The sequence below is a fragment of the Ruegeria sp. HKCCA5929 genome (assembly GCF_013034525.1).
Lineage (GTDB): Bacteria > Pseudomonadota > Alphaproteobacteria > Rhodobacterales > Rhodobacteraceae > Ruegeria.
Genome location: NZ_WQGE01000006.1, coordinates 140256 through 164993 on the forward strand (window position 1 = coordinate 140256; position 24738 = coordinate 164993).

26 protein-coding genes are annotated in these 24738 nt (G+C 56.4%); 16 read left to right on the plus strand and 10 right to left on the minus strand.

From position 1 onward, the window contains the following. Nucleotides 1-27 precede the first annotated feature (27 nt). The 13 genes from trpS (at nt 28) to GOV90_RS15365 (ending at nt 11581) form a co-directional block, all read left to right on the plus strand. Nucleotides 28-1056 carry a tryptophan--tRNA ligase gene (gene trpS / locus GOV90_RS15305; RefSeq protein WP_171093610.1) on the plus strand — a complete coding sequence of 343 codons (1029 nt, stop codon included), beginning with the start codon at nt 28-30 and terminating at the stop codon, nt 1054-1056. Nucleotides 1057-1114: 58 nt separating this feature from the next. Next, complete coding sequence (locus GOV90_RS15310) at nt 1115-1978, plus strand: branched-chain amino acid aminotransferase (protein ID WP_171093612.1); 864 nt, start codon at nt 1115-1117, stop codon at nt 1976-1978. A 77-nt stretch (nt 1979-2055) separates the two neighbouring features. Then, a complete protein-coding gene (locus tag GOV90_RS15315; protein WP_171093614.1) occupies nt 2056-2511 on the plus strand; it encodes a universal stress protein in 456 nt (151 codons plus the stop codon). Between the two features lie 9 nt (nt 2512-2520). Further along, nucleotides 2521-3114 carry a 2-hydroxychromene-2-carboxylate isomerase gene (locus GOV90_RS15320; protein ID WP_171093616.1) on the plus strand — a complete coding sequence of 198 codons (594 nt, stop codon included), beginning with the start codon at nt 2521-2523 and terminating at the stop codon, nt 3112-3114. Nucleotides 3115-3183: 69 nt separating this feature from the next. Then, nucleotides 3184-3747 (plus strand): NifU family protein, encoded by a 564-nt coding sequence (locus tag GOV90_RS15325; RefSeq protein WP_171093617.1) that lies wholly within the window; start codon nt 3184-3186, stop codon nt 3745-3747. Beyond that, nucleotides 3737-4327, plus strand: a complete 591-nt coding sequence (tsaB, locus tag GOV90_RS15330; protein ID WP_171093619.1) for a tRNA (adenosine(37)-N6)-threonylcarbamoyltransferase complex dimerization subunit type 1 TsaB — start codon at nt 3737-3739, stop codon at nt 4325-4327. The genes GOV90_RS15325 and tsaB overlap by 11 nt, the downstream gene beginning before the upstream one ends. 11 nt (nt 4328-4338) lie before the next feature. Continuing rightward, nucleotides 4339-4737 (plus strand): GNAT family N-acetyltransferase, encoded by a 399-nt coding sequence (locus GOV90_RS15335; RefSeq protein WP_253284748.1) that lies wholly within the window; start codon nt 4339-4341, stop codon nt 4735-4737. A 157-nt stretch (nt 4738-4894) separates the two neighbouring features. Beyond that, on the plus strand, nt 4895-5893 hold the full coding sequence (locus GOV90_RS15340) for a BMP family protein (protein ID WP_171093623.1): 999 nt from the start codon (nt 4895-4897) through the stop codon (nt 5891-5893). Nucleotides 5894-5981: 88 nt separating this feature from the next. Continuing rightward, nucleotides 5982-7511 (plus strand): ABC transporter ATP-binding protein, encoded by a 1530-nt coding sequence (locus GOV90_RS15345; protein ID WP_171093625.1) that lies wholly within the window; start codon nt 5982-5984, stop codon nt 7509-7511. A 1-nt stretch (nt 7512) separates the two neighbouring features. Next, on the plus strand, nt 7513-8607 hold the full coding sequence (locus GOV90_RS15350; RefSeq protein WP_171093627.1) for an ABC transporter permease: 1095 nt from the start codon (nt 7513-7515) through the stop codon (nt 8605-8607). Next, on the plus strand, nt 8607-9575 hold the full coding sequence (locus tag GOV90_RS15355) for an ABC transporter permease (protein ID WP_171093630.1): 969 nt from the start codon (nt 8607-8609) through the stop codon (nt 9573-9575). The genes GOV90_RS15350 and GOV90_RS15355 overlap by 1 nt, the downstream gene beginning before the upstream one ends. Before the next feature lie 315 nt (nt 9576-9890). After that, a complete protein-coding gene (locus tag GOV90_RS15360; protein WP_171093632.1) occupies nt 9891-10811 on the plus strand; it encodes a sulfite exporter TauE/SafE family protein in 921 nt (306 codons plus the stop codon). A gap of 2 nt (nt 10812-10813) precedes the next feature. Beyond that, nucleotides 10814-11581 carry a TIGR02186 family protein gene (locus GOV90_RS15365; RefSeq protein ID WP_171093634.1) on the plus strand — a complete coding sequence of 256 codons (768 nt, stop codon included), beginning with the start codon at nt 10814-10816 and terminating at the stop codon, nt 11579-11581. 3 nt (nt 11582-11584) lie between these two features. Here GOV90_RS15365 and GOV90_RS15370 read toward each other — a convergent pair whose 3' ends face one another. The 6 genes from GOV90_RS15370 to GOV90_RS15395 form a co-directional block, all read right to left on the minus strand. Then, nucleotides 11585-12313, minus strand: coding sequence for an SDR family oxidoreductase (locus GOV90_RS15370; RefSeq protein ID WP_171093636.1), 729 nt, complete (start codon nt 12311-12313; stop codon nt 11585-11587). After that, nucleotides 12310-13842, minus strand: coding sequence for an ATP-dependent RecD-like DNA helicase (locus GOV90_RS15375; protein ID WP_171093638.1), 1533 nt, complete (start codon nt 13840-13842; stop codon nt 12310-12312). The genes GOV90_RS15370 and GOV90_RS15375 overlap by 4 nt, the downstream gene beginning before the upstream one ends. A 60-nt stretch (nt 13843-13902) precedes the next feature. Continuing rightward, nucleotides 13903-14541 (minus strand): acyl-homoserine-lactone synthase, encoded by a 639-nt coding sequence (locus tag GOV90_RS15380; RefSeq protein ID WP_171093640.1) that lies wholly within the window; start codon nt 14539-14541, stop codon nt 13903-13905. A gap of 83 nt (nt 14542-14624) precedes the next feature. Continuing rightward, nucleotides 14625-15344: a LuxR family transcriptional regulator gene (locus GOV90_RS15385; protein ID WP_171093642.1), complete on the minus strand. Its 720-nt coding sequence runs from the start codon at nt 15342-15344 to the stop codon at nt 14625-14627. Nucleotides 15345-15713: 369 nt separating this feature from the next. After that, nucleotides 15714-16997 carry a crotonyl-CoA carboxylase/reductase gene (gene ccrA, locus GOV90_RS15390; RefSeq protein WP_171093644.1) on the minus strand — a complete coding sequence of 428 codons (1284 nt, stop codon included), beginning with the start codon at nt 16995-16997 and terminating at the stop codon, nt 15714-15716. Between the two features lie 137 nt (nt 16998-17134). Beyond that, entirely contained in the window at nt 17135-18499 is a 1365-nt protein-coding gene (locus tag GOV90_RS15395; protein WP_171093646.1) for a 1-acyl-sn-glycerol-3-phosphate acyltransferase, read from the minus strand. Nucleotides 18500-18550: 51 nt separating this feature from the next. Here GOV90_RS15395 and GOV90_RS15400 point away from each other — a divergent pair, with 51 nt between their 5' ends. The 3 genes from GOV90_RS15400 (at nt 18551) to deoD (ending at nt 21782) form a co-directional block, all read left to right on the plus strand. Next, the gene (locus GOV90_RS15400) at nt 18551-20611 is read left to right on the plus strand and encodes a protein meaA (RefSeq protein WP_256367961.1); all 2061 of its coding nucleotides are present in this window, start codon (nt 18551-18553) and stop codon (nt 20609-20611) included. A gap of 124 nt (nt 20612-20735) precedes the next feature. After that, nucleotides 20736-21053, plus strand: coding sequence for an H-NS family nucleoid-associated regulatory protein (locus GOV90_RS15405; RefSeq protein ID WP_171093651.1), 318 nt, complete (start codon nt 20736-20738; stop codon nt 21051-21053). A gap of 18 nt (nt 21054-21071) precedes the next feature. After that, nucleotides 21072-21782, plus strand: coding sequence for a purine-nucleoside phosphorylase (deoD, locus tag GOV90_RS15410; RefSeq protein ID WP_171093653.1), 711 nt, complete (start codon nt 21072-21074; stop codon nt 21780-21782). Nucleotides 21783-21815: 33 nt separating this feature from the next. On the opposite strand, the gene GOV90_RS15415 is transcribed toward deoD, so the two are convergent. From GOV90_RS15415 to GOV90_RS15430, 4 genes are all read right to left on the minus strand, one after another. Beyond that, complete coding sequence (locus GOV90_RS15415; RefSeq protein WP_171093655.1) at nt 21816-22679, minus strand: DUF1989 domain-containing protein; 864 nt, start codon at nt 22677-22679, stop codon at nt 21816-21818. A gap of 288 nt (nt 22680-22967) precedes the next feature. Then, complete coding sequence (locus tag GOV90_RS15420) at nt 22968-23108, minus strand: hypothetical protein (protein ID WP_171093657.1); 141 nt, start codon at nt 23106-23108, stop codon at nt 22968-22970. A gap of 122 nt (nt 23109-23230) precedes the next feature. Continuing rightward, a complete protein-coding gene (locus GOV90_RS15425) occupies nt 23231-24010 on the minus strand; it encodes a succinate dehydrogenase iron-sulfur subunit (RefSeq protein ID WP_050604073.1) in 780 nt (259 codons plus the stop codon). Between the two features lie 31 nt (nt 24011-24041). Further along, nucleotides 24042-24668, minus strand: coding sequence for a sulfotransferase (locus tag GOV90_RS15430; RefSeq protein WP_171093659.1), 627 nt, complete (start codon nt 24666-24668; stop codon nt 24042-24044). Nucleotides 24669-24738: the final 70 nt, after the last annotated feature.

Below are 24738 nucleotides of genomic sequence, written 5' to 3' on the forward strand. Positions count from 1 at the left end.
GATTTTTCCAGACGGGAGTTCCCTTCGATGACCGAGACCCAGTTCACGCCGCGCGTGTTTTCCGGCATCCAGCCTTCGGGCGGGCTGACCCTGGGCAACTATCTGGGCGCAATGAAGCGCTTTGTGGATATGCAGGGTGCAGATTTCGAGACCATCTATTGCATGGTCGATCTGCACGCGATCACCACATGGCAGGACCCCGCAGCGCTGTCCCACAACACCCGTGAACTGTGCGCAGGTTTTATCGCGGCGGGCATCGACCCCGAACAGTCGATTTTGTTCAACCAAAGCCAGGTGCCCGAACATGCACAACTGGGCTGGATCTTTAACTGCGTCGCCCGGATGGGGTGGATGCAACGGATGACCCAGTGGAAGGACAAGGCAGGCAAGAACCAGCAGAACGCTTCGCTGGGGCTTTTTGCCTACCCGTCGCTGATGGCGGCTGACATTCTGATCTATCACGCGACCCATGTGCCGGTCGGTGAGGATCAGAAACAGCATCTGGAGTTGACCCGTGATATCGCCATCAAGTTCAACAACGACTTTGGCGTCGACTTCTTCCCAATCACCGAGCCGGTGATCGAAGGCGCGGCCACACGCGTCATGAGCTTGCGGGACGGGTCCAAGAAGATGTCAAAATCCGATCCGTCGGACATGAGCCGGATCAACCTGACCGATGATGCCGACGCGATTGCCAAGAAAATCCGTAAGGCCAAGACCGACCCGGACGCGCTGCCGTCGGATGTTGACGGGCTGGAGGATCGCCCCGAGGCGCGCAATCTGGTCAATATCTACGCGGCGCTGAACGATCAAAGTGTCGAACAGGTTCTGGCCGAGGTCGGCGGCAAGCAGTTTGGTGACTTTAAACCGATGCTTGCCGATCTGGCGGTGGCGAAACTGGCGCCGATCTCGACCGAAATGTCTCGTTTGATGGCAGATCAGGGCGAAATTGATCGCATTCTGGCCCGCGGGGCCGAGCGTGCGCGTGAGATCGCTGCTCCGATCCTGCAAAAGACCTACGAAATCGTAGGCATGGTTGGGTCAGCATCACGCTGATTGCACTGGACCTTTTTCTGACGCCCTCCTAGGTTTGCCCAAAGCTTGGGAGGGCATCATGGCAACAGGCAAGAATATCCGCACATATTTCGAAGGCCAGTGGCATGAAGGGGATGCACCCATCATGCGCGCCGCCGATCACGGGGCCTGGTTGGGGTCTTCTGTCTTTGATGGCGCTCGATATTTCGAGGGCCTTGCACCCGACTTGCATGCGCATTGTGCGCGGGTAAACCGATCTGCAGAAGCTTTGATGCTGACCCCGACTGTAACAGCTGAACATATGGTGGAGTTGGTGCGCGAAGGGTTGCAATCCTACGACGCAGATACCGCCGTCTATATTCGGCCGATGTATTGGGGGATCGACGGCGACCAGACCGCCATTGTCCCACAGGAAAACAGCACGGGCTTTGCCATTTGTCTGGAAGAGATCCCGATGGCACCGGACACCGCCTCGGTCACTTTGACAACCACAAGGTTTCGCCGCCCTGTTTTGGAAAGTGCAGTTGTAAACGCCAAGGCCGGTTGCCTGTACCCCAACAACGCACGCATGTTGCAAGAGGCCCGGTCAAAGGGGTTCTCGAACGCTCTGGTCGCTGACGCGATGGGGAACGTGGCTGAAACCGCAACGGCCAACATCTTTATGGTCAAAGATGGTGAGGTCTTCACCCCGGCCCCAAACGGCACGTTTCTGGCGGGGATCACGCGCGCGCGACATATCAAGAACTTGCGCGACGACGGTGTTGCGGTCCACGAAACGGTTTTGAGTTTCGAGGATTTTCACGGGGCAGACGAAGTGTTCATGTCAGGCAACATGAACAAGGTGACACCAGTTACAGCTCTGGACGATACGCAATTTCAAGTTGGCCCTATTGCCCGCCGCGCCCGTGGACTTTACTGGGATTGGGCTGCAAGCGAACGCTAGCATGTCACTTTGAACGTGTCCGAGTTGCCACAGCGCAACCGCTGGGGCATGATCCCTGAAACTTGAAGAGGACACCCATGCGTAAGTTTCTAGTTGTTCTGGATGACAGCCGCGAATGCTTGAACGCCATGCGCTTTGCCGCGATGCGTGCCGCGCATACCGGTGGCGGAGTGACGATACTGTCGGTGATCCCGCCAGACGAGTTCAACCATTGGATTGGTGTCGCCGAAACCATGCGCGAAGAAGCGCGTGAACGTATCCATGCGCATTACGAAGTTTTTGCAAAATGGATGCGCGACAAACAGAATGTGGAACCGGAATTGGCCATCCGCGAAGGCGATCCGGTGCCACAGATCATAGAACATGTTCAGTCCGATCCCGAAATCGGAGTTCTTGTACTTGGGGCGGGCACCGACAAAAAGGGCCCAGGCCCACTGGTAACTCAGTTGACGAAAAACTCGGGCAGCCTTCCGATCCCGATCACCATTGTTCCCGGCGATCTGAGCAAAGAAAAGCTGGAAGAAATCACCTGAGGACCGACGATGGCGAAGACGATACAGTTCTGGTTCGAATTCGCCTCGACCTATTCCTATCTCAGCGCAATGCGAATCGAAGCCGCGGCGCAAGCCAAGGGTGTTTCGGTCGAATGGCACCCTTTTCTGCTTGGTCCCATTTTTGCAGCTCAGGGATGGCAAACGTCTCCGTTTAATCTCTACCCTGCCAAAGGGCGGTATATGTGGCGTGACATGGAACGCCTGTGTGCGGCGAGGGGGTTGCCATTTGTACGACCTGATCCCTTTCCGCAGAATTCTCTTTCGGCCGCACGTCTCTCACTGGCTATTGAAGGTCAAAATGAGCGGGCCGGTTTTGTCAGGGCGGTCTACAGCGCAGAGTTTGGGATGGGGCGCGATATCTCGAATCAGAATGTGCTGATGGATTGTCTGGAAACGGCAGGCTTGCCAACTGACACCTTGGGCCGCGTGCAGGACCCGGACATCAAGGCTGCGCTGTTTGCGCAATCCAACCGCGCCAAAGACCTTGATCTGTTCGGAGCGCCCAGTTTTCTGGTCGAAGCAGAGCTGTATTGGGGCGATGACCGTCTGGATGAGGCGCTGGAACACGCGGCTTCAATTTAGAACCGTTCCAAATCTTGACTTCCCGCGCCCCTGCGCGCATATCAGAGGCACATCAGACGGAGCTGCCTCATGTTCATCCAGACCGAATCCACCCCAAACCCGGCCACGTTGAAGTTCCTGCCCGGCCAAACGGTGCTTGAGGCTGGAACTGCAGATTTCCCAACGCCAGAAGCGGGCGAGAAATCTCCTCTGGCCAAACGAATCTTTGGTGTTAACGGTGTGACCGGCGTGTTCTTTGGCAACGATTTTGTCACTGTCACCAAATCTGATGAGGTTCAGTGGGATCACATCAAACCGGCGATCCTGGGTGCGGTGATGGAACATTACCAATCCGGTCAGCCTGTTATGGGTGCAGATGCAACTGCCGCATCTGGCCATGCGGAGCACACTGGCGAAGACGCTGAAATCGTCAACCAGATCAAAGACCTGCTGGACAGCCGCGTGCGTCCTGCGGTGGCTCAGGACGGTGGTGACATCACCTTCCACGGTTTTGATCGCGGCATCGTTTACCTGCACATGCAGGGGGCCTGCGCAGGCTGCCCGTCTTCGACGCTGACACTGAAGATGGGTATCGAGAACCTGCTGCGTCACTACATCCCCGAAGTGACCGAGGTTCGCCCTGTTGCCGTCTGACCCGACGATCCTGGCATTTGATACATCGGCCGCGCATTGCGCGGCCGCTTTGTTGCGCGGCGATGAAATCATAACTTCTCGGGCCGAAGCAATGTCGCGCGGGCAGGCCGAACGCCTGATGCCGATGCTCGAAGACATACTCGCCCAGGGTGGTTGCGCGTGGTCCGATCTTGACGCCATAGGCGTGGGTGTCGGCCCGGGTAATTTCACTGGAATTCGAATCTCGGTATCTGCCGCACGCGGACTTGCCTTGGGCCTCGGCGTCCCTGCCGTTGGTGTTTCAGGCTTCGATGCCTTGATGAAGCTAGGCGGTGCGGACCAGATTCCATGTATACCAGCCCCGCGCGATCAGGTTTATGTTCAGGCCGTCGGCGATGATCCACGCCTGATGCCCAGGGTAGAGGCCGAGGCACTTGGATCGCTGTTTTCCTGCAATGACCCGGACCAACACACCCAAGCCATTGCACGTCTGACGGCTGTACGTTGGCGCGATGTCAGCGCACCGCCGGCACCGCTATATGTCCGGCCCGCAGACGCGGCCCCGTCGCGTGATGTGCCTCCGGTCTTGTTAGACGAATGACGCCGCGCGATATGGCAACGACTCATGCCGCTGCGTTTACGCAGTCGCGCCCCTGGTCCGCCAGCGAATTTGAAACCCTTCTGGACAACCCGTTTACGCATTACGTTGGTGATCCGCGCTGCTTTGCGTTGTTTCAGGTGATCGCGGGCGAGGCCGAGTTGCTGACAATTGCGACTCACCCTTCGGTACAACGTCAGGGGCTGGCCCTGGAAACGATGCGTGAATGGCACCGTCAGGCCGCGGCCATGGAGGCAAACCGGGCCTTCCTGGACGTAGCAGCCGACAATGTGGCGGCAATCGCCTTGTATGAACGCTGCCGGTATCATCGGTGCGGCGTGCGGCGTGCGTATTATTCGCGCGATACGGGCATAAAAACCGACGCTCTTGTGATGGAATGCCGCCTGCCCTAAGGGCAAGTGAACATTTTTTGGACCATTTGGTCAGGAATCAATTGACCATGACGGTTGCAAACCCCCTTAATACCCGCCATCACAACAGTTATGCTCGCTAAACGTGGGTAAACGGGACTAATCTGATCCCGTGCCAACATAAAACTGGGAGACCGAAATGACCCTGATGAAATCCTTGATGAGCGCTGCCGCTGCCGTCGCTCTGACTGCAGGTGCCGCTCTGGCTGAACCGGCGCTGATCTTTGATCTGGGCGGCAAATTTGACAAATCGTTCAACGAAGCCGCCTATAACGGCGCGCAGCGTTGGGCAAATGAGACCGGTGGAAAGTACCGTGAGATCGAAATCCAGTCGGAAGCACAGCGTGAGCAGGCCCTGCGCCGCTTTGCCGAATCCGGTGCAAACCCGATCATCACCATGGGCTTTGGCATGGCTGATCCGCTGTCAGCAGTCGCGGGCGATTATCCGGATACCAAGTTCGTCGCCGTTGACGTGAATTGGCTGGACATTCCAAACATCCGTCAGATTGGCTTTGCCGAGCATGAAGGTTCGTACCTGGTCGGCATGATGGCCGCGATGGCGTCGGAATCAGGAACTGTTGGTTTCATCGGCGGTATGGATATTCCGCTGATCCGTCACTTTGGCTGTGGATACGCGCAGGGTGCCAAGGCTGTGAACCCTGACATCAACGTCGTGGCCAATATGACCGGCACCACTCCGGCAGCATGGAACGATCCTGTGAAAGGATCTGAACTGACCAAGGCACAGATCAGCCAAGGCGCAGACGTGATCTACGCAGCCGCCGGTGGCACCGGCGTTGGCGTTCTGCAAACCGCTGCCGACGAAGGCATCCTGTCGATTGGCGTGGACAGCAACCAGAACCACCTGCATCCGGGCAAAGTTCTGACCTCGATGCTCAAGCGCGTTGATGTTGCCGTTTATGAAGCAATGAAAGCAGGCGACGACGTAGAAACCGGTATCTTCACCATGGGTCTGGCCGAAGACGGTGTTGGCGTTGCGATGGATGAAAACAACGAAGCCCTCGTGTCCGTCCGCATGGCAGACGCTGTGGACGATGCGCGTAGCGCCATCATCAACGGCGACATCAACGTTGTCAGCTATTACGAGAACGACAGCTGCCCGGCACTGCAGTTCTAAAAATACATACGGGGTGGGGGTTTCCTCCGCCCCGTTTTCCACTCTGCCGCGCCGTCCGTGCGGCCCTTTCGGCAATTGAGGACAAGACATGACCGTCCCCGCCATTGAGCTCAAAGGGATTTCCAAAGCCTTTGGGCCGGTTCAGGCCAACAAAGACATCTCCATCAGTGTCGCCCCCGGTACAATACACGGGATCATCGGTGAAAACGGCGCGGGCAAATCCACGCTGATGAGCATCCTCTACGGCTTCTACAAAGCCGACAAAGGCGAGATCTGGATCAACGGATCCAAGACAGATATCCCTGACAGCCAGGCCGCAATCGCTGCTGGCATCGGGATGGTATTCCAGCATTTCAAGCTGGTTGAAAACTTTACCGTTCTGGAAAATATCGTGCTGGGTGCCGAAGATGGCGGGCTGCTCGCCCCGTCTCTGGCAAAGGCGCGTAAAGAGTTGAAAGACCTGGAAGAAGAGTACGAACTGTTCGTCGACCCAGACAAACGCATCGACGAGATCGGCGTCGGTATGCAACAGCGCGTCGAAATTCTGAAGGCGTTGTATCGCAAGGCTGAGATTCTGATTCTGGACGAACCAACAGGCGTACTGACCCCGGCTGAAGCAGATCAGTTGTTCCGCATTCTCGACCGCCTGCGGGCCGAGGGGAAAACGATCATCGTGATTACGCACAAACTGCGTGAGATCATGGAGAATACCGACACCGTCTCGGTCATGCGACGGGGACAGATGACGGCAACTGTCAAAACGTCCGAAACCAGCCCCGAAGAGTTGGCCGAGCTGATGGTAGGCCGCAAGGTTCTGCTTCAGGTCGACAAAGTTCCTGCCAAACCCGGTAAACCCATTCTTGAGATTGAAAAACTGAGCGTTTTCGATTCGACAGGAGTGGAACGGGTCAAAGGCATTGATCTGACCGTCCGCGCAGGCGAAATCGTCGGCATCGCCGGGGTGGCTGGCAACGGACAATCCGAGCTGCTTGAGGTTCTGGGCGGTATGCGCCCGGGCCAGGGTTCGATCAAATTGAATGGTCAGCCTTTGGCGCTGAGTGGCGCAGGATCGGACGGTCAGGCCCGCCGCGCCCAGCATATCGCACATGTGCCGGAAGACCGGCAGCGCGAAGGTTTGATTATGGATTTCCATGCGTGGGAAAACGTCGCCTTCGGCTATCATCGTGACCCGGCATACAAACGCGGCATCTTCATGGACAATGCCGCCTTGCGCGCCGATACCGAAGCCAAGATCGAAAAATTCGACGTCCGCCCGCCGGATCCATGGTTGGCGGCCAAGAGCTTTTCGGGCGGCAACCAGCAAAAGATCGTTGTCGCACGCGAGATCGAGCGCAACCCGGATCTGCTGCTGGTCGGACAACCCACACGCGGCGTAGACATCGGTGCGATCGAGTTCATTCACAAGCAGATCGTCGCTCTGCGTGATCAGGGCAAAGCCATTCTGTTGGTCTCGGTCGAGCTGGAAGAGATCTTTTCGCTTTCCGACCGGATTGCGGTGATGTTTGACGGACACATCATGGGTGAACGACTGCCCCATGAGACGGATGAAAAAGAACTGGGCCTGTTGATGGCCGGTGTTGCGGGAGAGGCCGCGTAACATGGAAAAAATGCCCAAATGGGCCGATGTCATCCTGATCCCGCTGATCAGTCTGATACTGGCCGCAATCCTGTCGGCGCTGGTCATCCTCGCCATCGGAGAAAACCCAATCGAAGCGGTTCAGCTTATGGTGACCGGCGCGCTGGGGTCGACCTATGGCTGGGGCTACACGCTCTACTACGCGACAAATTTCATGTTCACCGGGCTTGCAGTTGCCGTGGCGTTTCATGCGCGCCTCTTTAACATCGGTGGCGAAGGTCAGGCGATGCTGGGCGGGCTTGGCGTCGCCATGGTCTGCCTTTATGTCGACTGGCCCCATTGGAGCATTGCGTTGCTTGCGGCCTGCGCCGCATCAATGCTGTTCGGCGCATTTTGGGCCGCCATTCCGGCCTATTTGCAGGCCAAACGTGGTAGCCACATCGTGATCACCACGATCATGTTCAACTTCATCGCAGCCGCGTTCCTGAACTACATGCTGGTCAACATCATGCGCCCGCAAGGATCGCAGGACCCAGCCACCGCACGATTCCCCGAAACCGTTCACCTGCCGACCTTCCAGTCGATGTTCTCAACCGCTGAGAATGTGGTGTTCCGCGGGGCTCCGGCGAACATCACGTTCTTCATCGCGCTGCTGGCCTGTGTCGTTGTCTGGGCACTGATCTGGCGGACCCGCCTGGGGTACGAAATCCGCGCCTATGGCCACTCGGAAACCGGGGCGGTTTACGCTGGTATTTCACCCGTGCGGATCACCATCATAGCCATGCTCATTTCGGGCGCGCTGGCAGGTTTGATGGCCATCAACAACGTGATGGGCGAGGCCGAGCGGCTGGTTCTGAACTCGACCGAAGGCGCGGGCTTTATCGGAATCGCCGTCGCGCTGATGGGCCGATCCCACCCGTTTGGCGTTTTTCTAGCCGCCTTACTGTTTGGCTTCCTCTATCAGGGCGGGGCGGAACTGGCTTTGTGGGCCTCGATCCCACGTGAGCTGATCGTTGTTATTCAAGCGTTGGTCATTCTATTCACCGGGGCGTTGGACAACATGGTGCGAATGCCGCTTGAAAAACTGTTCCTTGGTATGCGGAAGAGGGCTGAGTGATGGAATTCTTCGTTACCCTCATCCAGGTCCTGGATTCGACCATCCGCCTGTCCACCCCGCTGTTGCTGGCCTGTCTGGCCGGGCTTTATTCGGAACGTGCTGGTATCTTTGACATTGGCCTCGAAGGCAAAATGCTGATAGCGGCGTTCTTTTCCGCAGCCATTGCGGCTGTTACCGGTTCAGTTTGGTTGGGCTTGCTGGCGGGCATTGCAGCTTCATTATTGCTATCGGGACTCCACGGGCTGGCGTCAATTACATTCCGAGGTAATCAGCTGATCTCGGGCGTGGCGATCAACTTTCTCGCCTCGGGTTTGACCGTACTGGTCGCCCAAAGCTGGTTCCAGCAAGGCGGGCGGACACCGTCCCTGTTTGGAGGTGGGCGATTTGAACCCATCAATTTCCCATTTGCGGAAGCGATCAGCGGTGTGCCGATTATCGGCCCGATTTATTCTGAATTGCTCTCGGGTCACTCGATCCTGGTCTATGTGGCGTTTCTGATGGTTCCGGCGACATGGTGGGTTCTGTATCGCACCCGCTTTGGCCTGCGATTGCGCGCAGTGGGTGAGAACCCGGCAGCGGTTGATACAGCGGGCGTATCCGTGGTTGGCCTGCGCTTCGCAGCAGTCGCGATCTGTGGCGTTTTGTGCGGCATTGCAGGTGCCTATCTGGCCACCGCATTGCAGGCCGGGTTCGTCAAGGAAATGACAGCCGGGCGCGGGTTCATCGCACTGGCGGCGCTCATCTTTGCGAAATGGCGCCCCTGGCATGCCATGTGGGCCTGTCTGCTGTTTGGCCTGTTGCAAGCCGTTGCCCTGCGATTCCAGAATATCGACCTGGGCGGAATTGTGATCCCGGTGCAAGTCATGGACGCCCTGCCCTACATCCTGACAGTTGTGATTCTGGCCGGGTTTGTCGGCAAAGCCGTTCCCCCACGCGCCGGTGGCGAACCGTACGTGAAGGAACGCTGATAAGTCCAGTTCAGGATCAATTCTGGGTCCTGTTCGCTGCAGAGCGGCATGCAGAGTTGATTTTGCATGCCGCACCCGCTCTAAGGGGGTATGCAAGTCTATCTGCCCATAGCCAAAGTATCTGTCGGCGCTTCCCTAACGTTGGGCGGTGCCTTCAAAATCGAAGCTGATCTCGTTTTGCAATCAGAAGACATCTTTGGGCTCATCGAGCCGGGAGGCATGTGACAATGATATACATGCAAAAAACTGCATCAATGGCTTACCAATGGACTGCATGCGGCAGCGCGGCGACGCAAAACACAAAGTGACGGTATTATGTACATTTACCTGCCCATAGCCGAAGTATCGGTGAATGCATTCCTCCTGCTTGGTTTGGGTGGAATGGTTGGCGTCTTGTCCGGAATGTTCGGGGTCGGCGGCGGTTTTCTTATGACGCCGCTGCTGTTCTTCATTGGCATTCCACCAGCGGTGGCGGTTGCGACCGAGGCCAATCAGATTGTTGCTTCGTCCTTTTCCGGCGTGTTGGCCCATTTCCGACGAAAAACCGTAGACCTAAAGATGGGGACTGTGTTGCTTGTCGGGGGCCTGATCGGGGCCGCTTTGGGTGTGGTTGTCTTCAACTATCTCAAAAGCCTGGGTCAGGTCGATCTGCTGGTCAAACTGTGTTACGTCGTTTTCCTTGGCGTCATCGGCAGCCTGATGTTCGTCGAAAGCCTCAGGGCGCTGCGAAAGGCAAAAAGAGGCGGAGCTGTTGCCGCGAAACGCCGTCAACGGGGCTGGATTCATGCCCTGCCCTTCAAAATGCGATTCCGCACATCTGGTCTTTACATCTCGGTCATTCCACCCGTTTTGGTTGGGCTTTGCGTCGGGGTTTTGTCTGCAATCATGGGTGTCGGCGGCGGATTTATCATGGTTCCCGCCATGATTTACCTGTTGGGCATGCCCACAAAGGTTGTTGTCGGCACATCGCTGTTTCAAATCATCTTTGTGACGGCCTTCACCACGATGCTACACGCCACCACGAACTATACGGTGGACATTGTTCTGGCGGTTCTGCTGCTGGTTGGCGGCGTGATTGGCGCGCAGATCGGTACTGTGATTGGCGCGCGTATGCCGGCAGAGCAACTGCGCGTTTTGCTGGCTGCTTTGGTTCTGGCGGTGTGCGGTAAGCTTGCGCTTGATCTGCTTCTTGAACCTGCCGAGCTTTATTCGCTTGGAACCGGCGGAGGGCACTGAGAATGCTGCGTTCACTCATTGCCGTCTTTTGTCTTATGTGCCTGCCCGCGTTTGCTGCGGAAGAACAGGTTGTCCTTGGTCTTAGCCAGGATCGCGTTGCGATTACAGCGACCTTTGACGGCTCTGAGCTTCTCATTTTCGGGGCCATCAAACGGGAAACCCCGATTCCATCCGGCCCACCGGTCGAGGTCATCGTTGCGGTCGCTGGTCCGTCCGAGCCTGTCACGGTACGCCGCAAAGAACGGAAGCTGGGGATCTGGGTCAACACCGACAGTGTTCTCGTCGATCTTGCGCCCAGCTTTTACGCGGTCGCAACCAGCGGGCCGTTGGATGACATTCTGACTGACACCGAAGATCTTCGTTATCGTATTTCGATAGAACGTGCGATCCGGTCCGTTGGTGCCGCGATGCATATCCGCGGCGCGCAGGATTTCGCAGACGCGGTAGTTCGCATTCGCGAGGAAGAAGACTTGTATTCCATCCGCGAAGACACGGTCGCCGTGGACGAACAAACACTGTTCCGCACCTCAATCGACATGCCTGCCGACCTGACAGAGGGGGATTATGCCGCCCGTATCTTCCTGACGCGCGGTGGAGAGGTGGTTTCGCAGTACGAAACAACCATCGATGTTCGCAAAGTTGGCTTGGAACGGTTCCTGTACAACATGTCGCGTCAGCAACCTGTCTGGTACGGTCTGATGTCTCTGGTCATCGCAATTGCTGCTGGCTGGGGTGCTTCGACGGCATTCCGTCTGTTGCGCGACAAGTAACGGTTATCCCCTGCCGATATAGGGCATGGTCGTCGCCATGACGGTCATGAACTGAACATTCGCCTCGGGCGGCAGGGTTGCCATGTGCAGAACTGATCGCGCCGCGTCTTCGACGGCCATGGTCGGGTCAGGCGTTTCCCCCGCCGCCTGCGCCGCGTCCACCAGCCCCTGAACCATCTGTGTCCGGGCGTTCCCGATGTCGATCTGCCCGCAGGCTATTCCAAAGCACCGCCCATCCAGAGACAGGCTGCGGGTCAGCCCGGTAATTGCATGTTTAGTCGCCGAATAATGCACAGAGTTCGGACGCGGAACATGGGCGGCAATCGAGCCGTTATTGATAATGCGTCCGCCCTGAGGGTCCTGATGCCGCATGATCCCAAAGGCTTCGCGTGCGCACAGGAACACGCCGTTCAGGTTGACATTGACGCTTTGATACCAATCCTCCAGCGCAATTTTGTCAATAGTACCGCCCAGCGCAAATATGCCTGCGTTGTTGAACAGGACGTCCAGACGCCCAACCTCGTCCGTAAACTTTCGGAACGCAGTCTTCACTGCCTCAGGGTCTGTTACGTCCGCAGGCAGCGCAACGGCGTTGCCGTGCTTTTGTGCCAGGGCATTCAGCTTATCCGCACTGCGTGCCAACACACCGACGGTCCACCCCTGGGCCAGGAACAGTTCCGCCGTGGCCAGTCCTATACCAGAGCTTGCGCCGGTAACAATAATGGATGTCATGTCTCTTCCGCCTCCAATGTCAGTGACGCCGCCGGGACAGCCCGCAGGTCGTCCACTCGCAGCGGATAAGTTGGCTTCGACAATCGGTTGCGGACGACCCAGATCAGACGTTCCTGCGCGCGCGTGATCGCCACATAAGCCAAACGTTTCCACAAGGGTTGTCCTGCCTCGGTCCGGCCCATTCGGGCTGCGGCGTAGATGTCCGGTGCAAAAACCTGAACCGTGTCCCACTGAGAACCTTGCGCCTTATGTATCGTCACTGCCGCACCGTGCAGGAACGTTGCGCCCATACGCGCCGCAAAGGGAATGAACGGTTCTTCCTCATCCGGCTTCTCGATCTGGACAATCGACGCCGCGCTGACCTGAGGGTCTTCGGCACCCATCACATGCAGCCGCGAGAATCCCGGCTTTCGCCCCGGCCCCAGGTACACCACCTGAGCCCCCTTGATCAGCCCACGCGCTTCAAGATCCAGCCGTTTTTTGCGGTGTTTCAAAGGCAGTTCGATCCCGTCGCAAATCAGCGGTTCCCCTTCCAGAAGCTCGGTCTCTGGTGCGCCATGGACGTTCCTGAAAGCCTGAATAAGTCGAATGCGTGTCGCGTTGCGCCAAACCAAAACCGGGCTGCGCGCCATCAGGTCGACCTCGACCCGCTGCCCCCAGACCACCCTGTCGTCGCGGCGCGCCGTCTCTTCGACCAAACGCTCGAAGTCTTCAAACCCCATCGCCGGGTCAGCCAGAGCATGGGCCAAATCGAGGATTGGGTTGTCTGCATCCTGTCTGTGAACGCGTTGAAGCGTCAGTTTTCTGGGCTCGGGCAAGGCCTCGAACACCATGCTGCCCGATTGATTTACAGGTGCCAGCTGTGCCGGATCACCGAATAACAGAAGGGTTGGAAAAATTTCTTTCAGGTCTTCGAATTGACGGTCGTCCAGCATCGACGCTTCATCGACAAACCCGATGTCCAAAGGTTCGTCGCGCCGTTTCCACCCCGTGATGAAATCCGATCCCCGCAAACCGGCTGCGGCCAGTGCCCCGGGCATGGACTTGTTGTTTTCGTAAAACGCCGCAGCCCGATCCAGGGCTTCATCGGTCAGTCCTTCAATCTCGGGTCGTTCATCGTTGCCCGCCAGCCATTCAGCGATGCGCTCGTATTCCGGGTCGTACACAGGCGTGTAGAGAATGCGGTGAATTGTGGTGGCGGGCACGCCGCGCAGACGCAGAACACTTGCGGCCTTATTGGTGGGGGCCAGGATAGCAAGGCTACGCTTGTCCCTGGACTTGCGACTTTCATAGTCGCCGGACACGACCTGTACCCCGGTCTCTGCCAGCGCCTTATACAGTTCAGCCAGCAGCAGGGTTTTACCAGAGCCAGCCTTGCCGATCACGGCCATTACGCCCGATTTCCCCGCCCCCGGCAGTTTGAGAAGGGCGTCATCTTCCAGATCGACACCTGCTGATCTCAGCATCTCGGCGATGCTGTCAAATGCGGCGGCCTGATCATCCGAGAAGGTTACATTTTGCAAAGACATGGCGCGACCCTACAGGGCCGCGCCGACCATCACCAGATGCGGAATGGCGTTTTCAACTGCTTATGCGGACAAGGCAAACCGGTGCTGTTTTTTGGGCCCAAACGCTGTGTTGAACCACAGACGCGACAGTTCGCGCGGGATGCCAGCACGTTTCGCGACGCGGTTGCAATCATCCGCAGAATAAGGCCACAACCCGACCGAGATCTGATCCCGCCCACTGCCCTGAGTGCCCAGAACCTCGGGCGATGAGCCGATCAGACGATAGATACGGATCATACGCGCATCAAACACACCGGCGATGTGAGTCAGGCCAAACCCTTCCATCATTTCACCACCGCTCAGCATAATGGCCCCGGCAGTATGAGGGCCTGCGTTGCGTGACAGGCAGAACCGTGTCACTTCCCAGATCAACGGGCTGCAAATGGGTTTGCCGCCGTTGAGATGCCCGAAAACCTCGTTGATCATCACCCGACCCGTTGTGGGCAACACCCGCATCGACCCGCCATGACTGCCGTCTGGCTCTTCCCAGATGACATAAAGCGGGTTGAGTGCGTCATACTCGTCCCGCTCTTCCCCCTGTTCATTGACATGGACATCCCACCCCAGCCGGGTTTTGAACTGATCCGCACGATCCTTGAACATCCCCTCTGCCAGAGTTGGAAATCTGTGCAACTCATCGGCATATAAATAACGCAACATGACTTATTCCCCTTGTCGTCCTGTGCAGGAACGAAGGGGGTACAGAGTCGTGGTTAATATTGCGTGTGGGGTGCGCGCTGGTCTTAAACCACTATTAATCCTCGGCTGAGCGCGGTTGCGATTGCATGCGTGGTGTTGTGAGCGCCCAATTTCGATCGGGCGCTTTCGATATAGACCCGCAGCGTATGCTCTGAAATCGACAGCGAATGCGCCACTTGGGCACGGCTGTAGCCCAAAGCCAAAAGGGTAATAGCGTCTATTTCCCGTGGTGACAGATTACGTGTGGAATCCGGTTGCCTGTCTTTTTCGAACTCAAGCGCTTTGCGGTTGATGAAATGCGCAACCAAAATCAAATCTCGCCCGAAGGTAGAAATAAAGCGCTGCCAGGTCTGATCATCGCAACTGTGGTTTACGGTGAATAGGGCAAACTGTCCGTTCGGACCTCGGATCGGAATGGAATAGCCTTGATTGCCAACGCCGTGGTTACGGGCGTCTTGAAGAAAGGATTTTGCGATCCTGCTTGACCAGTCCAGAGATTTCCAGTCGACCGGATGAAATCTTTGGAAACACCCAAGAATAACCGGATCAATCCGATGGTAGTTCTTGTCGCGGTAGCGTTCGTCCCAGGTGTCTGAATACGTGGTGTAACCGTACTGATCGCCCGCGCCATCAACCCAGTGATAGGTCAGATGTTCAACCTGAAGAATACTACGCAATCGCTCGGCGACATTGCTGAGCTCTTCAAGCGTGTTGGTGTTTTCCAAATCCAGTAGGATTTGACCCAATTCGACTTCCGTTCCCATCCGGGGGCGCTCGTGCCTCGTTCTTCAGGGACGCAATCTCGGCCGCAGCGATCAGCCTTGTGTCATCCAGCTGCTCGGCAAGCGCGCTCAAACCGTTCGCAACGGCGAAAGCATTGAGGTCCGACAATACGTCCAATATCCACTCATTCTGCGCCATTAGGGTCTCTCTGAAACAGTTAACGAAGCGTTAACACAACCATAACGTGTATGATCTTTTTCGACCTATTCACCGGTTTCTACTCCCCAAAAATAGCGGGGGAAGAAAATGTAAGTGTTTGAAAGTCCGCAAGGCTCTGTCAAAACGCAAAACACCCGCGAACCGGCCAGGCGATTCGCGGGTGTTTTTTTGTCTACGTTCCTAAAGAGAGATCAATCTGCGTCGAGAACTTCTTCCAGGGTGCGCAAGCCAGTGCGGGGTGCCTGCACAAGGACAGACATGTTGCCCGGCTTATGTTCGTTCCGCAGCATCTTCATGTGCGCCTCGGGCAGATCGTTCCAGGTGAACACTTCTGACATGCAGGGATCCAGGCGACGTTCGACCATCAGCTTGTTTGCGGCAGCCGCCTGTTTGAGATGCGCAAAGTGCGACCCTTGCAGGCGCTTTTGATGCATCCACATGTAGCGCACATCGAAGGTACAGTTGAAACCGGTAGTGCCGGCGCAGATCACGACCATACCGCCTTTTTTGACAACAAAGGTCGAGACCGGGAACGTGCTTTCGCCGGGGTGTTCAAACACCATATCCACGTTGTTGCCTTTGCCGGTGATGTCCCAGATCGCCTTGCCGAACTTGCGTGCTTCTTTGAACCATTCGGCATATTCCGGCGTGTTCACCGTAGGCAATTGCCCCCAGCAGTTGAAGTCCTTGCGGTTCAGAACACCCTTGGCACCCAAGCCCATGACGAAGTCGCGCTTGCTTTCGTCCGAGATCACGCCAATCGCATTTGCACCGGCTGTGTTGATCAGCTGGATCGCATAGGACCCCAGACCGCCCGACGCACCCCAAACCAGAACGTTCTGGCCCGGTTTCAGATCATGCGGTTCATGGCCAAAAAGCATCCGGTAAGCGGTCGCCAGAGTCAGGGTGTAGCATGCTGCTTCTTCCCAGGTCAGATGCTTGGGGCGCGGCATCAACTGCTGTGCTTGAACGCGAGTGAACTGGCTGAACGACCCGTCCGGCGTCTCATAGCCCCAGATTCGCTGGCTGGGAGAATACATCGGATCACCACCGTTGCATTCCTCGTCGTCGCCATCGTCCTGGTTGCAGTGGATGACGACTTCATCACCCACTTTCCACCGCTTCACCTTGTCGCCGACAGCCCAGACAATGCCTGACGCATCCGAACCGGCGATATGATAAGGGGCTTTGTGGCCATCAAACGGACTGATCGGCTGCCCCAGAGCAGCCCAGACGCCGTTGTAGTTGACGCCTGCCGCCATCACCAGAACCAGCACCTCGTTGCTGTCCAGTTCGGGCACGTCGACCACTTCCTGCTGCATTGCAGTATTCGGCTCGCCGTGGCGTTCCTTGCGGATGGCCCAGGCATACATCTGCTTGGGGACAAATCCCATCGGAGGAATCTCACCCATTTCATAGAGGTCCTTTTCGGGTGCCTCGTACGACGCGATACCGCTTTCGGTGTCCAAAGCCATGCTGGCCTCCTTTTTCTCAATACCATTGCCGCAACGCAGAATCGCGCGCTTCACAGACTGGAATATTGACCGCCAAGTAATAATGCAACCGTTTTCGGCCTTGATTTGTAATTTTATGACCCAGCGGATGCAGAAAGTTATTTTGCAGCCGCAGTATTGTCGGATTTCCTGTCGATTGGCACAGAAGCTGCATAATAGCCCAACAGATCCTCACGTTGACCTGAAAGGGTCAGATTGTCCCCCTGGCGGCTTAATATCCTGCGCTCGACCAACTGATTCACGGCGTTATCCACTGCCGTTTCGTCTTGATCCGACGTGTGGCCGTCTTCGGCCAACATGGACAGTATTTGGGATCGAACGGCCTCTTCAGGCAAAGATCCGTTCTGTTGCAACAACCGGCAAGCCGCAGGGGCCGGAACCAGCGGGATCGCCTGCCCGATGCGTTGCATCAGTTCTCGGGCCAAATCCGTCATGACATCGTCATCGCTGACAGCGCGGAATTCCTTCAGCGAAATCGGAACTCCATATCGTACAGAGGCAACGCCAAATCGCTTGTACCGCCCGATCAGACGTCGCCAGAGCTGCTTGAGGATCCAGCGCGAGATCACGCCGATCCGAGCGCGAAACCGGCGCTCTGACCCCAAGGCAGCGCGGGTCAGGATGGTATCTTCAAGCACCCGGTCATAGTTCAGTGCGACGGGGACAAAAACCACATCACGCCCGTCGGGCGAGGTGCCATCTATAATGTATTTCAGCAAACCCAACTTTGGGCGACCCAGTGCGCCGGTCAGGCTTAAGCCGCCTTCCGGGAACATGGCTTGCGTCACACCAGCTTCGGTCGCATGGCGCACATAGCAGGACAGCACTTGCCGATAGAGCTCGCTGCCTGATTTTCGCCGAATAAAGTAAGCTCCCATCGCGCGAATCAAACGGCTTAGCGGCCAAACGCGCGCCCATTCGCCAACAGCATAAGACAAGGCTGATTGCTGTGCTGCCAGATAGGTCACAAGCACATAGTCCATATTGCTGCGATGGTTCATCACAAAAACCACGGTGGCGTCCGGATCGATGTTCTTTATCGCAGCCTCGTCTTGATGGCTGAGTCGGACTTCGTAAAACGTATTGCTCAACAGACGGGCGAGACGGATGGCAAAGCTGAAATACGCAAAAGCGGAAAACGACGGAACAATCTCGCGCGCATAGCGACGGGCTTTTTCAAAAGCGACCGCCTCGGGAATGCCTTCGTCCTGCGCATGTTGTTGAACCGCACGCCCGACCTGAGGGTCGTAAATCAACTGCTGAATCATGTCGTGTCGCCGCGCCAGCTTAAACGGCTGGATAGGACGTTGAAGCCTTTGATTCAGGCGCGAAACGGCGCGTTCCAACCTGCGGCGAAAAAACCAACGCACCGAAGGGAACAGGAAATGCGAAGCAAAAGTGACCATGGCAAAGACCACGATCAGCAGGAAAAGCCAAAGCGGAAGTTCCACGGTTTGCGTCATGGCGGCACATTGCCACCAATCGCAACTGCCCACAATCTGAACAATTAATGGATGCCGCAACGCAGCGAATTGACATATCCCAAAAATTGCGCTTTAGAACCCCAAGACGTAATTTTATTGCCCACCGAAACGCGAGGCCCCGCTATGACGCAGACGCAGAAAGATCGCCCCTGGCTCATCCGAACCTATGCCGGTCATTCCACGGCCAAAGCCTCGAACGCGCTTTACCGGGGGAACCTGGCGAAAGGGCAAACCGGTCTGTCCGTGGCCTTCGATCTGCCGACGCAAACGGGCTATGACAGCGACCACACCTTGGCGCGCGGTGAAGTCGGTAAAGTAGGTGTTCCCGTTTGTCATCTGGGCGACATGCGGGTTCTGTTCGACCAAATCCCGCTTGAGCAGATGAACACCTCGATGACGATCAACGCCACTGCCCCATGGCTTTTGGCGCTTTATATCGCTGTCGCGGAAGAGCAAGGCGCAGACGTGTCGAAATTGCAGGGCACGGTTCAGAATGACCTGATCAAGGAATATCTGAGCCGCGGCACCTATGTTTGCCCGCCCAAACCGTCGCTCAAGATGATCGCGGACGTGGCCGAGTATTGCTATACCAACGTTCCCAAGTGGAACCCGATGAACGTGTGCTCGTACCACCTGCAGGAAGCTGGCGCGACACCGGAACAGGAACTGGCCTATGCGTTGGCCACTGCCATCGCCGTGTTGGACGAACTGCGCCCGCGCGTACCGGCAGAAGATTTTCCAGCGCTGTGCGGTCGGATTTCGTTTTTCGTAAACGCGGGTATCCGTTTTGTTACCGAAATGTGCAAGATGCGCGCCTTTGTGGATCTTTGGGACGAGATTCTGCAACAACGCTATGGTGTCGAGAACCCCAAATTCCGCCGATTCCGCTATGGCGTGCAGGTGAACTCGTTGGGTCTGACGGAACAGCAGCCAGAAAACAACGTCTATCGCATCCTGATCGAGATGCTGGCCGTGACGCTGTCGAAAAACGCGCGCGCCCGTGCAGTGCAGTTGCCCGCGTGGAACGAGGCTCTTGGCCTGCCGCGCCCCTGGGATCAGCAATGGTCGATGCGGATGCAGCAGATTCTGGCATATGAGACCGACTTGCTGGAATTCGACGATTTGTTCGATGGCAACCCCGCCGTCGATGCCAAAGTTGAAGACCTGAAAACAGGTGCGCGGGCCGAGTTGGCAAACCTGGACTCGATGGGTGGAGCGGTAGCTTCCATCGAGTACATGAAATCCCGCCTCGTAGACTCGAACGCAGACCGGTTGAACCGGATCGAACGGAACGAAACCGTTGTTGTTGGTGTGAACAAATGGATTGAAGGTGAGGCCTCACCTTTGCAGACCGAAGATGGCGGCATCATGGTTGTCGATCCTGCGGTTGAACAAAAACAGATCGACCGCCTGAGCCAATGGCGTGCAGAACGCGACGACGCAGCAGTCACGGCAGCCTTGGCAGCCTTGCGCGAAGCAGCGCAGACCGGAGCCAACGTGATGGAACCTTCGATCGCTGCGGCCAAAGCAGGTGTCACCACTGGCGAATGGGCGGAAGAGATGCGCAAGGTCTATGGCACGTATCGCGGCCCAACCGGTGTCTCGGGATCTGTTTCGAACAAAACTGAAGGGTTGGACGATCTGCGCGCTGCGGTCGACGCGGTCAGTGACAAACTGGGTCGTCGCCTCAAGTTCCTAGTCGGGAAACCCGGATTGGATGGCCATTCCAACGGGGCAGAACAGATCGCCTTCCGTGCGCGTGATTGCGGTATGGACATCAGCTATGAGGGCATCCGCCTGACCCCTGAAGAAATCGTGGACGCCGCGCGCGAAGACGACGCGCATGTGATTGGCCTGTCCATCCTGTCCGGCAGCCACCTGCCGCTGGTTGAAGAGGTATTGTCACGCCTGCAAAAAGAAGGGCTGTCCCATATTCCGGTTGTTGTCGGTGGGATTATTCCCGATGAAGATGCCGAAAAATTGAAAGCCATGGGGGTGGCCAAAGTTTACACCCCTAAGAACTTTGAATTGAACGCAATTATGGGCGATATCGTCGTTTTGGCAGACCCCAAAACGCTTGCCGCTGAATAACTGAGGCGTTTACTTCTTTTTTCCCCGTTTCTGTCCTTTATATCTTTGGGATGGAATAATCCTGTTTTTGGAAATACGGTGCGCGCAAATGCGCACCGTAATTTAATTCAATCGGAGAGGACTGATGGGGATCAATCTGGAACAAATGTCGCGAAAAGAACTGTTATCTTTACGTGATGAAATAGAAAAAGCGCTTGTCAGCGCCGAAAAACGCGAACGGCAAGAGGCTTTGAAGGCGGCAGAAAAAGCCGCGGCAGAGTTCGGCTTTTCGTTGTCTGAATTGTCCAGCGATGCGCCACGTGGCGGAAAAACGCCTAAAACCAAAGCGAAGTACCGCAACCCGTCGAACCCGGAACAGACCTGGACGGGGCGAGGCCGCAAACCTCAATGGGTGCATGACGCCTTAAAAGCTGGTGCGGATATTTCCGAACTGGAAATTTGATCAAGGTAAACGGAACAAATGACCATTCACATTGGCGCTGAAAAAGGCGAAATCGCAGAAACGGTTCTTTTACCCGGAGATCCTTATCGGGCGAAATGGGCTGCTGAAACGTTTTTGACAGATGTAAAGCAGGTCAATGACGTTCGGGGAATGCTTGGCTTTACCGGAAAATGGAAAGGAAACCCTGTTACTATTCAGGGCAGTGGTATGGGGATGCCCTCTCTTTCCATTTACGTGAATGAACTGATCCGCGATTACGATGCTAAAACTCTGATCCGTATCGGCTCATGTGGCGGCATGCAGGACAGCGTTAAAGTGCGTGATGTCATTCTGGCAATGACATCAACTACACTCGGCACCCCTTCGCGGGGCATCATGAAAGAGCTGAACTTTGCGCCCTGCGCCGACTGGGGTTTGTTGCAGGCGGCGGCAGCAGCGGCAGCGGCCAAAGGAACGCCGACGCATGTTGGCGGAATTTACTCCTCCGACGTCTTTTATGACGAGCGCCCGGATCTGAACGAGCAGATGGTGCGTCACGGCATTCTGGGCGTCGAAATGGAAGCTGCAGAGCTGTACATCCTGGCGGCACGCCACAAGTGCCGGGCGTTGGCCGTACTCACTGTTTCCGATCACCTTTTGACCGGAGAAGCTCTGCCGTCGTCTGAGCGCGAGCGGAGCTTTGGTGACATGGTGGAAATCGCCCTTCAGGCGGCTTTCCCGAACACCTGACAATAGGCAGGCACCACCAGATGCCTGTCGTATTTATCGCCCGTGCGTGCGATCATACCCATTGCGCGCCGGGCTTTGCCATCCTTTCAAATCACCTTCAGCGGGTGCAAATGTTTCGACCAGCAGCGGGAAACAGGCGGCCGTGTCCGAGGAATGCTCGGACGAACAATCCCCGCCCGGACAAGCACTCAGATTCCCGAGCAGATCAATCTCGGCAAAGAACTCAAGATAATCACCCGGGAGCACGGGTGAGGCTTTCATAAAGTACTGACCTGTATCGCGCGTAAACCCGGTGCACATAAAGACGTTCAGTACGTCATGCACTGCAAGTTCGGCCTCGGCCAGCGGAAGATCCAGATGGTCTGCAAGCGCGCGGGTCAGGTTTGAATGGCAGCAGTGGTGGTATTGCGTACCCGACAACAGGTTGCCCGTATACGGATCGCACCGCGTACCGATAACGTCATGGACCGACCCGCCAAAGGCGTCGATCCCGTACCATTCCAGCGTGTCCTCAATGATCGTGGCCATAGGGCGCAGATGGGGAAAACTAGACCACATCTGTTCTCCGGTAGTCAGATGCGTTCCATGCAAGGCGCGGGTTTTACCTGAATAGAACCGCTCGGACAGGTCATTGCGATTCCATATGTTCAAATCACCGACCTGTGGGCCTTCGACGGACGTAACTCGAAAAAAGTGCCCTGCCGGCACCTCAAAACATCGCGCATCGCGCGGGGGAACCAGAACCTCGCCCGTTTTGATTGCGCCTTGGCGCAGGGTTCGCATCCACGACACATCTGGTCGTGGCAACGCGTCGTTCGGGTAGCAGATTACGGGGGCCAGCGCGCGACGCGCCTCAGCATCTTCAGGAACGGGGATAGGGCGTTCAGAACGTGTCATGCGATGCAGACTGGCGCATAACGCTGCCTGCGAAAAGCAAATAATTAGTTGTCGCGCGCCCTCAAACACCGCAAAGGCTGGTCCTGAGAAGTGATTTCAGCGCCGCAGAAGCTGCACCGCCAGACGCCATGGCTTTTGTCTTGGCGCCACCGACAATTACGCGTCAGCGTAGAATGACGAGCGCGCCAGACAAAATAGCCGAATACACCGGCCGCCAGCAGAAGCAGAAGAACAGGCATTGCCTTGCTTTGCCGATTAGCCGTCGTAATTCAAGTCTTACCGCCCGTATCAGGCTGCGTTTGCGTATTCGAACAACTCAGGTTCTTTGTCAGCTTTCACGGGTTCTGGCACGTAATACGCCCATGCCTGCTCAAGCAGTTCCAACGCTTCTTTCGCGTCGGTTTTTTGTTTGGAAGTGTCCTTGCTCATTGGAGTGATCCTGACTTAATCTCATCACCCCTCCCTGCTCAAAAAAATAAGGCAACGCAGCCGGGGCTGCATCGCCTAAATTTGCAAGTTTGACATGCGCTTAACGCAAAACGCAGTGGCGCTTAAACGGCGCGTTCGACCATCATCTTTTTGATTTCGGCAATCGCCTTTGCCGGGTTCAGACCTTTGGGACAGGTCTTGGCGCAATTCATGATGGTGTGACAGCGATACAACTTGAACGGATCTTCCAGCTCATCCAGACGTTCGCCTGTGGCCTCATCGCGGCTGTCGATAATCCAGCGATACGCATGCAGCAACGCGGCGGGACCAAGATACCGGTCACCGTTCCACCAATAGCTGGGGCACGAGGTCGAGCAGCTTGCGCACATCACGCATTCATAGAGACCATCCAGCTTCTTGCGGTCCTCGATCGACTGTTTCCATTCTTTCGCAGGACGGTTAGTCTTGGTTTCCAACCACGGCATGATCGACGCGTGTTGCGCGTAGAAGTGGGTTAGATCGGGGATCAGGTCCTTGACCACCGGCATATGCGGCAGCGGATAAATTTTCACGTCGCCCTTGATCTCGTCCATGCCGTAAATGCAGGCCAACGTGTTGATCCCGTCGATGTTCATCGCACAAGAGCCACAGATGCCTTCGCGGCAGGACCGGCGGAAGGTCAAAGTTGGGTCGATCTCGTTCTTGATCTTGATCAGCGCGTCCAGAACCATCGGGCCGCAGGTATCCATGTCGACGAAATAGGTATCAACCCGCGGGTTCTGACCGTCATCGGGATTCCAGCGATAGATCTGGAACTTGCGCACATTCTTCGCGCCATCCGGCTTGGGCCAGGTCTTGCCGGTAGTAATCCGGGAATTCTTGGGCAGGGTCAGTTGAACCATGTCAATTCTCCATTCAGCACAAGGCCGCCTTTCAGCCTGTCCGGGCGCGATCAGACGCCCCTCGGTTATAATGGCCCCAATGGGCAATGTTTACGTCGAAATCCGGTGAGAGCCAGTCCGCAACGCGTTGTGGGTCATCTTTGTCGATATCATAGCGCAGGAAGCGAGGTTTTCCGTCGAAATAGGTTTCGACTTCGGCATGGTGCACATCGTACATATGCCTCCAGCCCTGTTTCACCTCATCCGCCGTTTGGCCATTTGCCTTGCAGCACCGCTCCAGATAGCCACCGCTGGAATGGCTGGCCCGTGACGTGATCCAGTCCTCGCAATTGCGCGTGTTCAGCAGGAAGTAAGCATCCGGGTAAGCCGCGTGCAGTTCACGAAAGAGCCGAGCGCCGTCCAGCATGAAGCGTGAATTGACAAAGGCAATGTCAGTGAATGCCCGGACTGCACCGAACCCGTCCAAGGGCCTGCGCCCCATGGCAATGTTGGTCATCATACGATGCGCTAGGTTTTGTCCCTGTTCATCTTCCCAATGCGCGGACGGAATTCCGCTGTTCAGAAACAGCTTGTGAAACGAAGTCGTCGCACAACGGTTCAAACCGATCAGGATGATCTTGGGGTCACTTGACCCGGACTTCAAAACTTCGACCGTCATGACAAGCACCAAGTACGCGCCATCCGCAGGCTAATTGCCTGCTTCAGGATCGTGGATATTTGGCGCTTGT

Bases quoted from the DNA above. Each gene is read 5' to 3' on its own strand.
- trpS (WP_171093610.1), top strand. From the start codon at position 28: ATGACCGAGACCCAGTTCACGCCGCGCGTGTTTTCCGGCATCCAGCCT.
- GOV90_RS15310 (WP_171093612.1), top strand. From the start codon at position 1,115: ATGGCAACAGGCAAGAATATCCGCACATATTTCGAAGGCCAGTGGCAT.
- GOV90_RS15315 (WP_171093614.1), top strand. From the start codon at position 2,056: ATGCGTAAGTTTCTAGTTGTTCTGGATGACAGCCGCGAATGCTTGAAC.
- GOV90_RS15320 (WP_171093616.1), top strand. From the start codon at position 2,521: ATGGCGAAGACGATACAGTTCTGGTTCGAATTCGCCTCGACCTATTCC.
- GOV90_RS15325 (WP_171093617.1), top strand. From the start codon at position 3,184: ATGTTCATCCAGACCGAATCCACCCCAAACCCGGCCACGTTGAAGTTC.
- GOV90_RS15335 (WP_253284748.1), top strand. From the start codon at position 4,339: ATGGCAACGACTCATGCCGCTGCGTTTACGCAGTCGCGCCCCTGGTCC.
- GOV90_RS15340 (WP_171093623.1), top strand. From the start codon at position 4,895: ATGACCCTGATGAAATCCTTGATGAGCGCTGCCGCTGCCGTCGCTCTG.
- GOV90_RS15345 (WP_171093625.1), top strand. From the start codon at position 5,982: ATGACCGTCCCCGCCATTGAGCTCAAAGGGATTTCCAAAGCCTTTGGG.
- GOV90_RS15350 (WP_171093627.1), top strand. From the start codon at position 7,513: ATGGAAAAAATGCCCAAATGGGCCGATGTCATCCTGATCCCGCTGATC.
- GOV90_RS15355 (WP_171093630.1), top strand. From the start codon at position 8,607: ATGGAATTCTTCGTTACCCTCATCCAGGTCCTGGATTCGACCATCCGC.
- GOV90_RS15360 (WP_171093632.1), top strand. From the start codon at position 9,891: ATGTACATTTACCTGCCCATAGCCGAAGTATCGGTGAATGCATTCCTC.
- GOV90_RS15365 (WP_171093634.1), top strand. From the start codon at position 10,814: ATGCTGCGTTCACTCATTGCCGTCTTTTGTCTTATGTGCCTGCCCGCG.
- GOV90_RS15370 (WP_171093636.1), bottom strand. From the start codon at position 12,313: ATGACATCCATTATTGTTACCGGCGCAAGCTCTGGTATAGGACTGGCC.
- GOV90_RS15375 (WP_171093638.1), bottom strand. From the start codon at position 13,842: ATGTCTTTGCAAAATGTAACCTTCTCGGATGATCAGGCCGCCGCATTT.
- GOV90_RS15380 (WP_171093640.1), bottom strand. From the start codon at position 14,541: ATGTTGCGTTATTTATATGCCGATGAGTTGCACAGATTTCCAACTCTG.
- GOV90_RS15385 (WP_171093642.1), bottom strand. From the start codon at position 15,344: ATGGGAACGGAAGTCGAATTGGGTCAAATCCTACTGGATTTGGAAAAC.
- ccrA (WP_171093644.1), bottom strand. From the start codon at position 16,997: ATGGCTTTGGACACCGAAAGCGGTATCGCGTCGTACGAGGCACCCGAA.
- GOV90_RS15395 (WP_171093646.1), bottom strand. From the start codon at position 18,499: ATGACGCAAACCGTGGAACTTCCGCTTTGGCTTTTCCTGCTGATCGTG.
- GOV90_RS15400 (WP_256367961.1), top strand. From the start codon at position 18,551: ATGCCGCAACGCAGCGAATTGACATATCCCAAAAATTGCGCTTTAGAA.
- GOV90_RS15405 (WP_171093651.1), top strand. From the start codon at position 20,736: ATGGGGATCAATCTGGAACAAATGTCGCGAAAAGAACTGTTATCTTTA.
- deoD (WP_171093653.1), top strand. From the start codon at position 21,072: ATGACCATTCACATTGGCGCTGAAAAAGGCGAAATCGCAGAAACGGTT.
- GOV90_RS15415 (WP_171093655.1), bottom strand. From the start codon at position 22,679: ATGACACGTTCTGAACGCCCTATCCCCGTTCCTGAAGATGCTGAGGCG.
- GOV90_RS15420 (WP_171093657.1), bottom strand. From the start codon at position 23,108: ATGAGCAAGGACACTTCCAAACAAAAAACCGACGCGAAAGAAGCGTTG.
- GOV90_RS15425 (WP_050604073.1), bottom strand. From the start codon at position 24,010: ATGGTTCAACTGACCCTGCCCAAGAATTCCCGGATTACTACCGGCAAG.
- GOV90_RS15430 (WP_171093659.1), bottom strand. From the start codon at position 24,668: ATGACGGTCGAAGTTTTGAAGTCCGGGTCAAGTGACCCCAAGATCATC.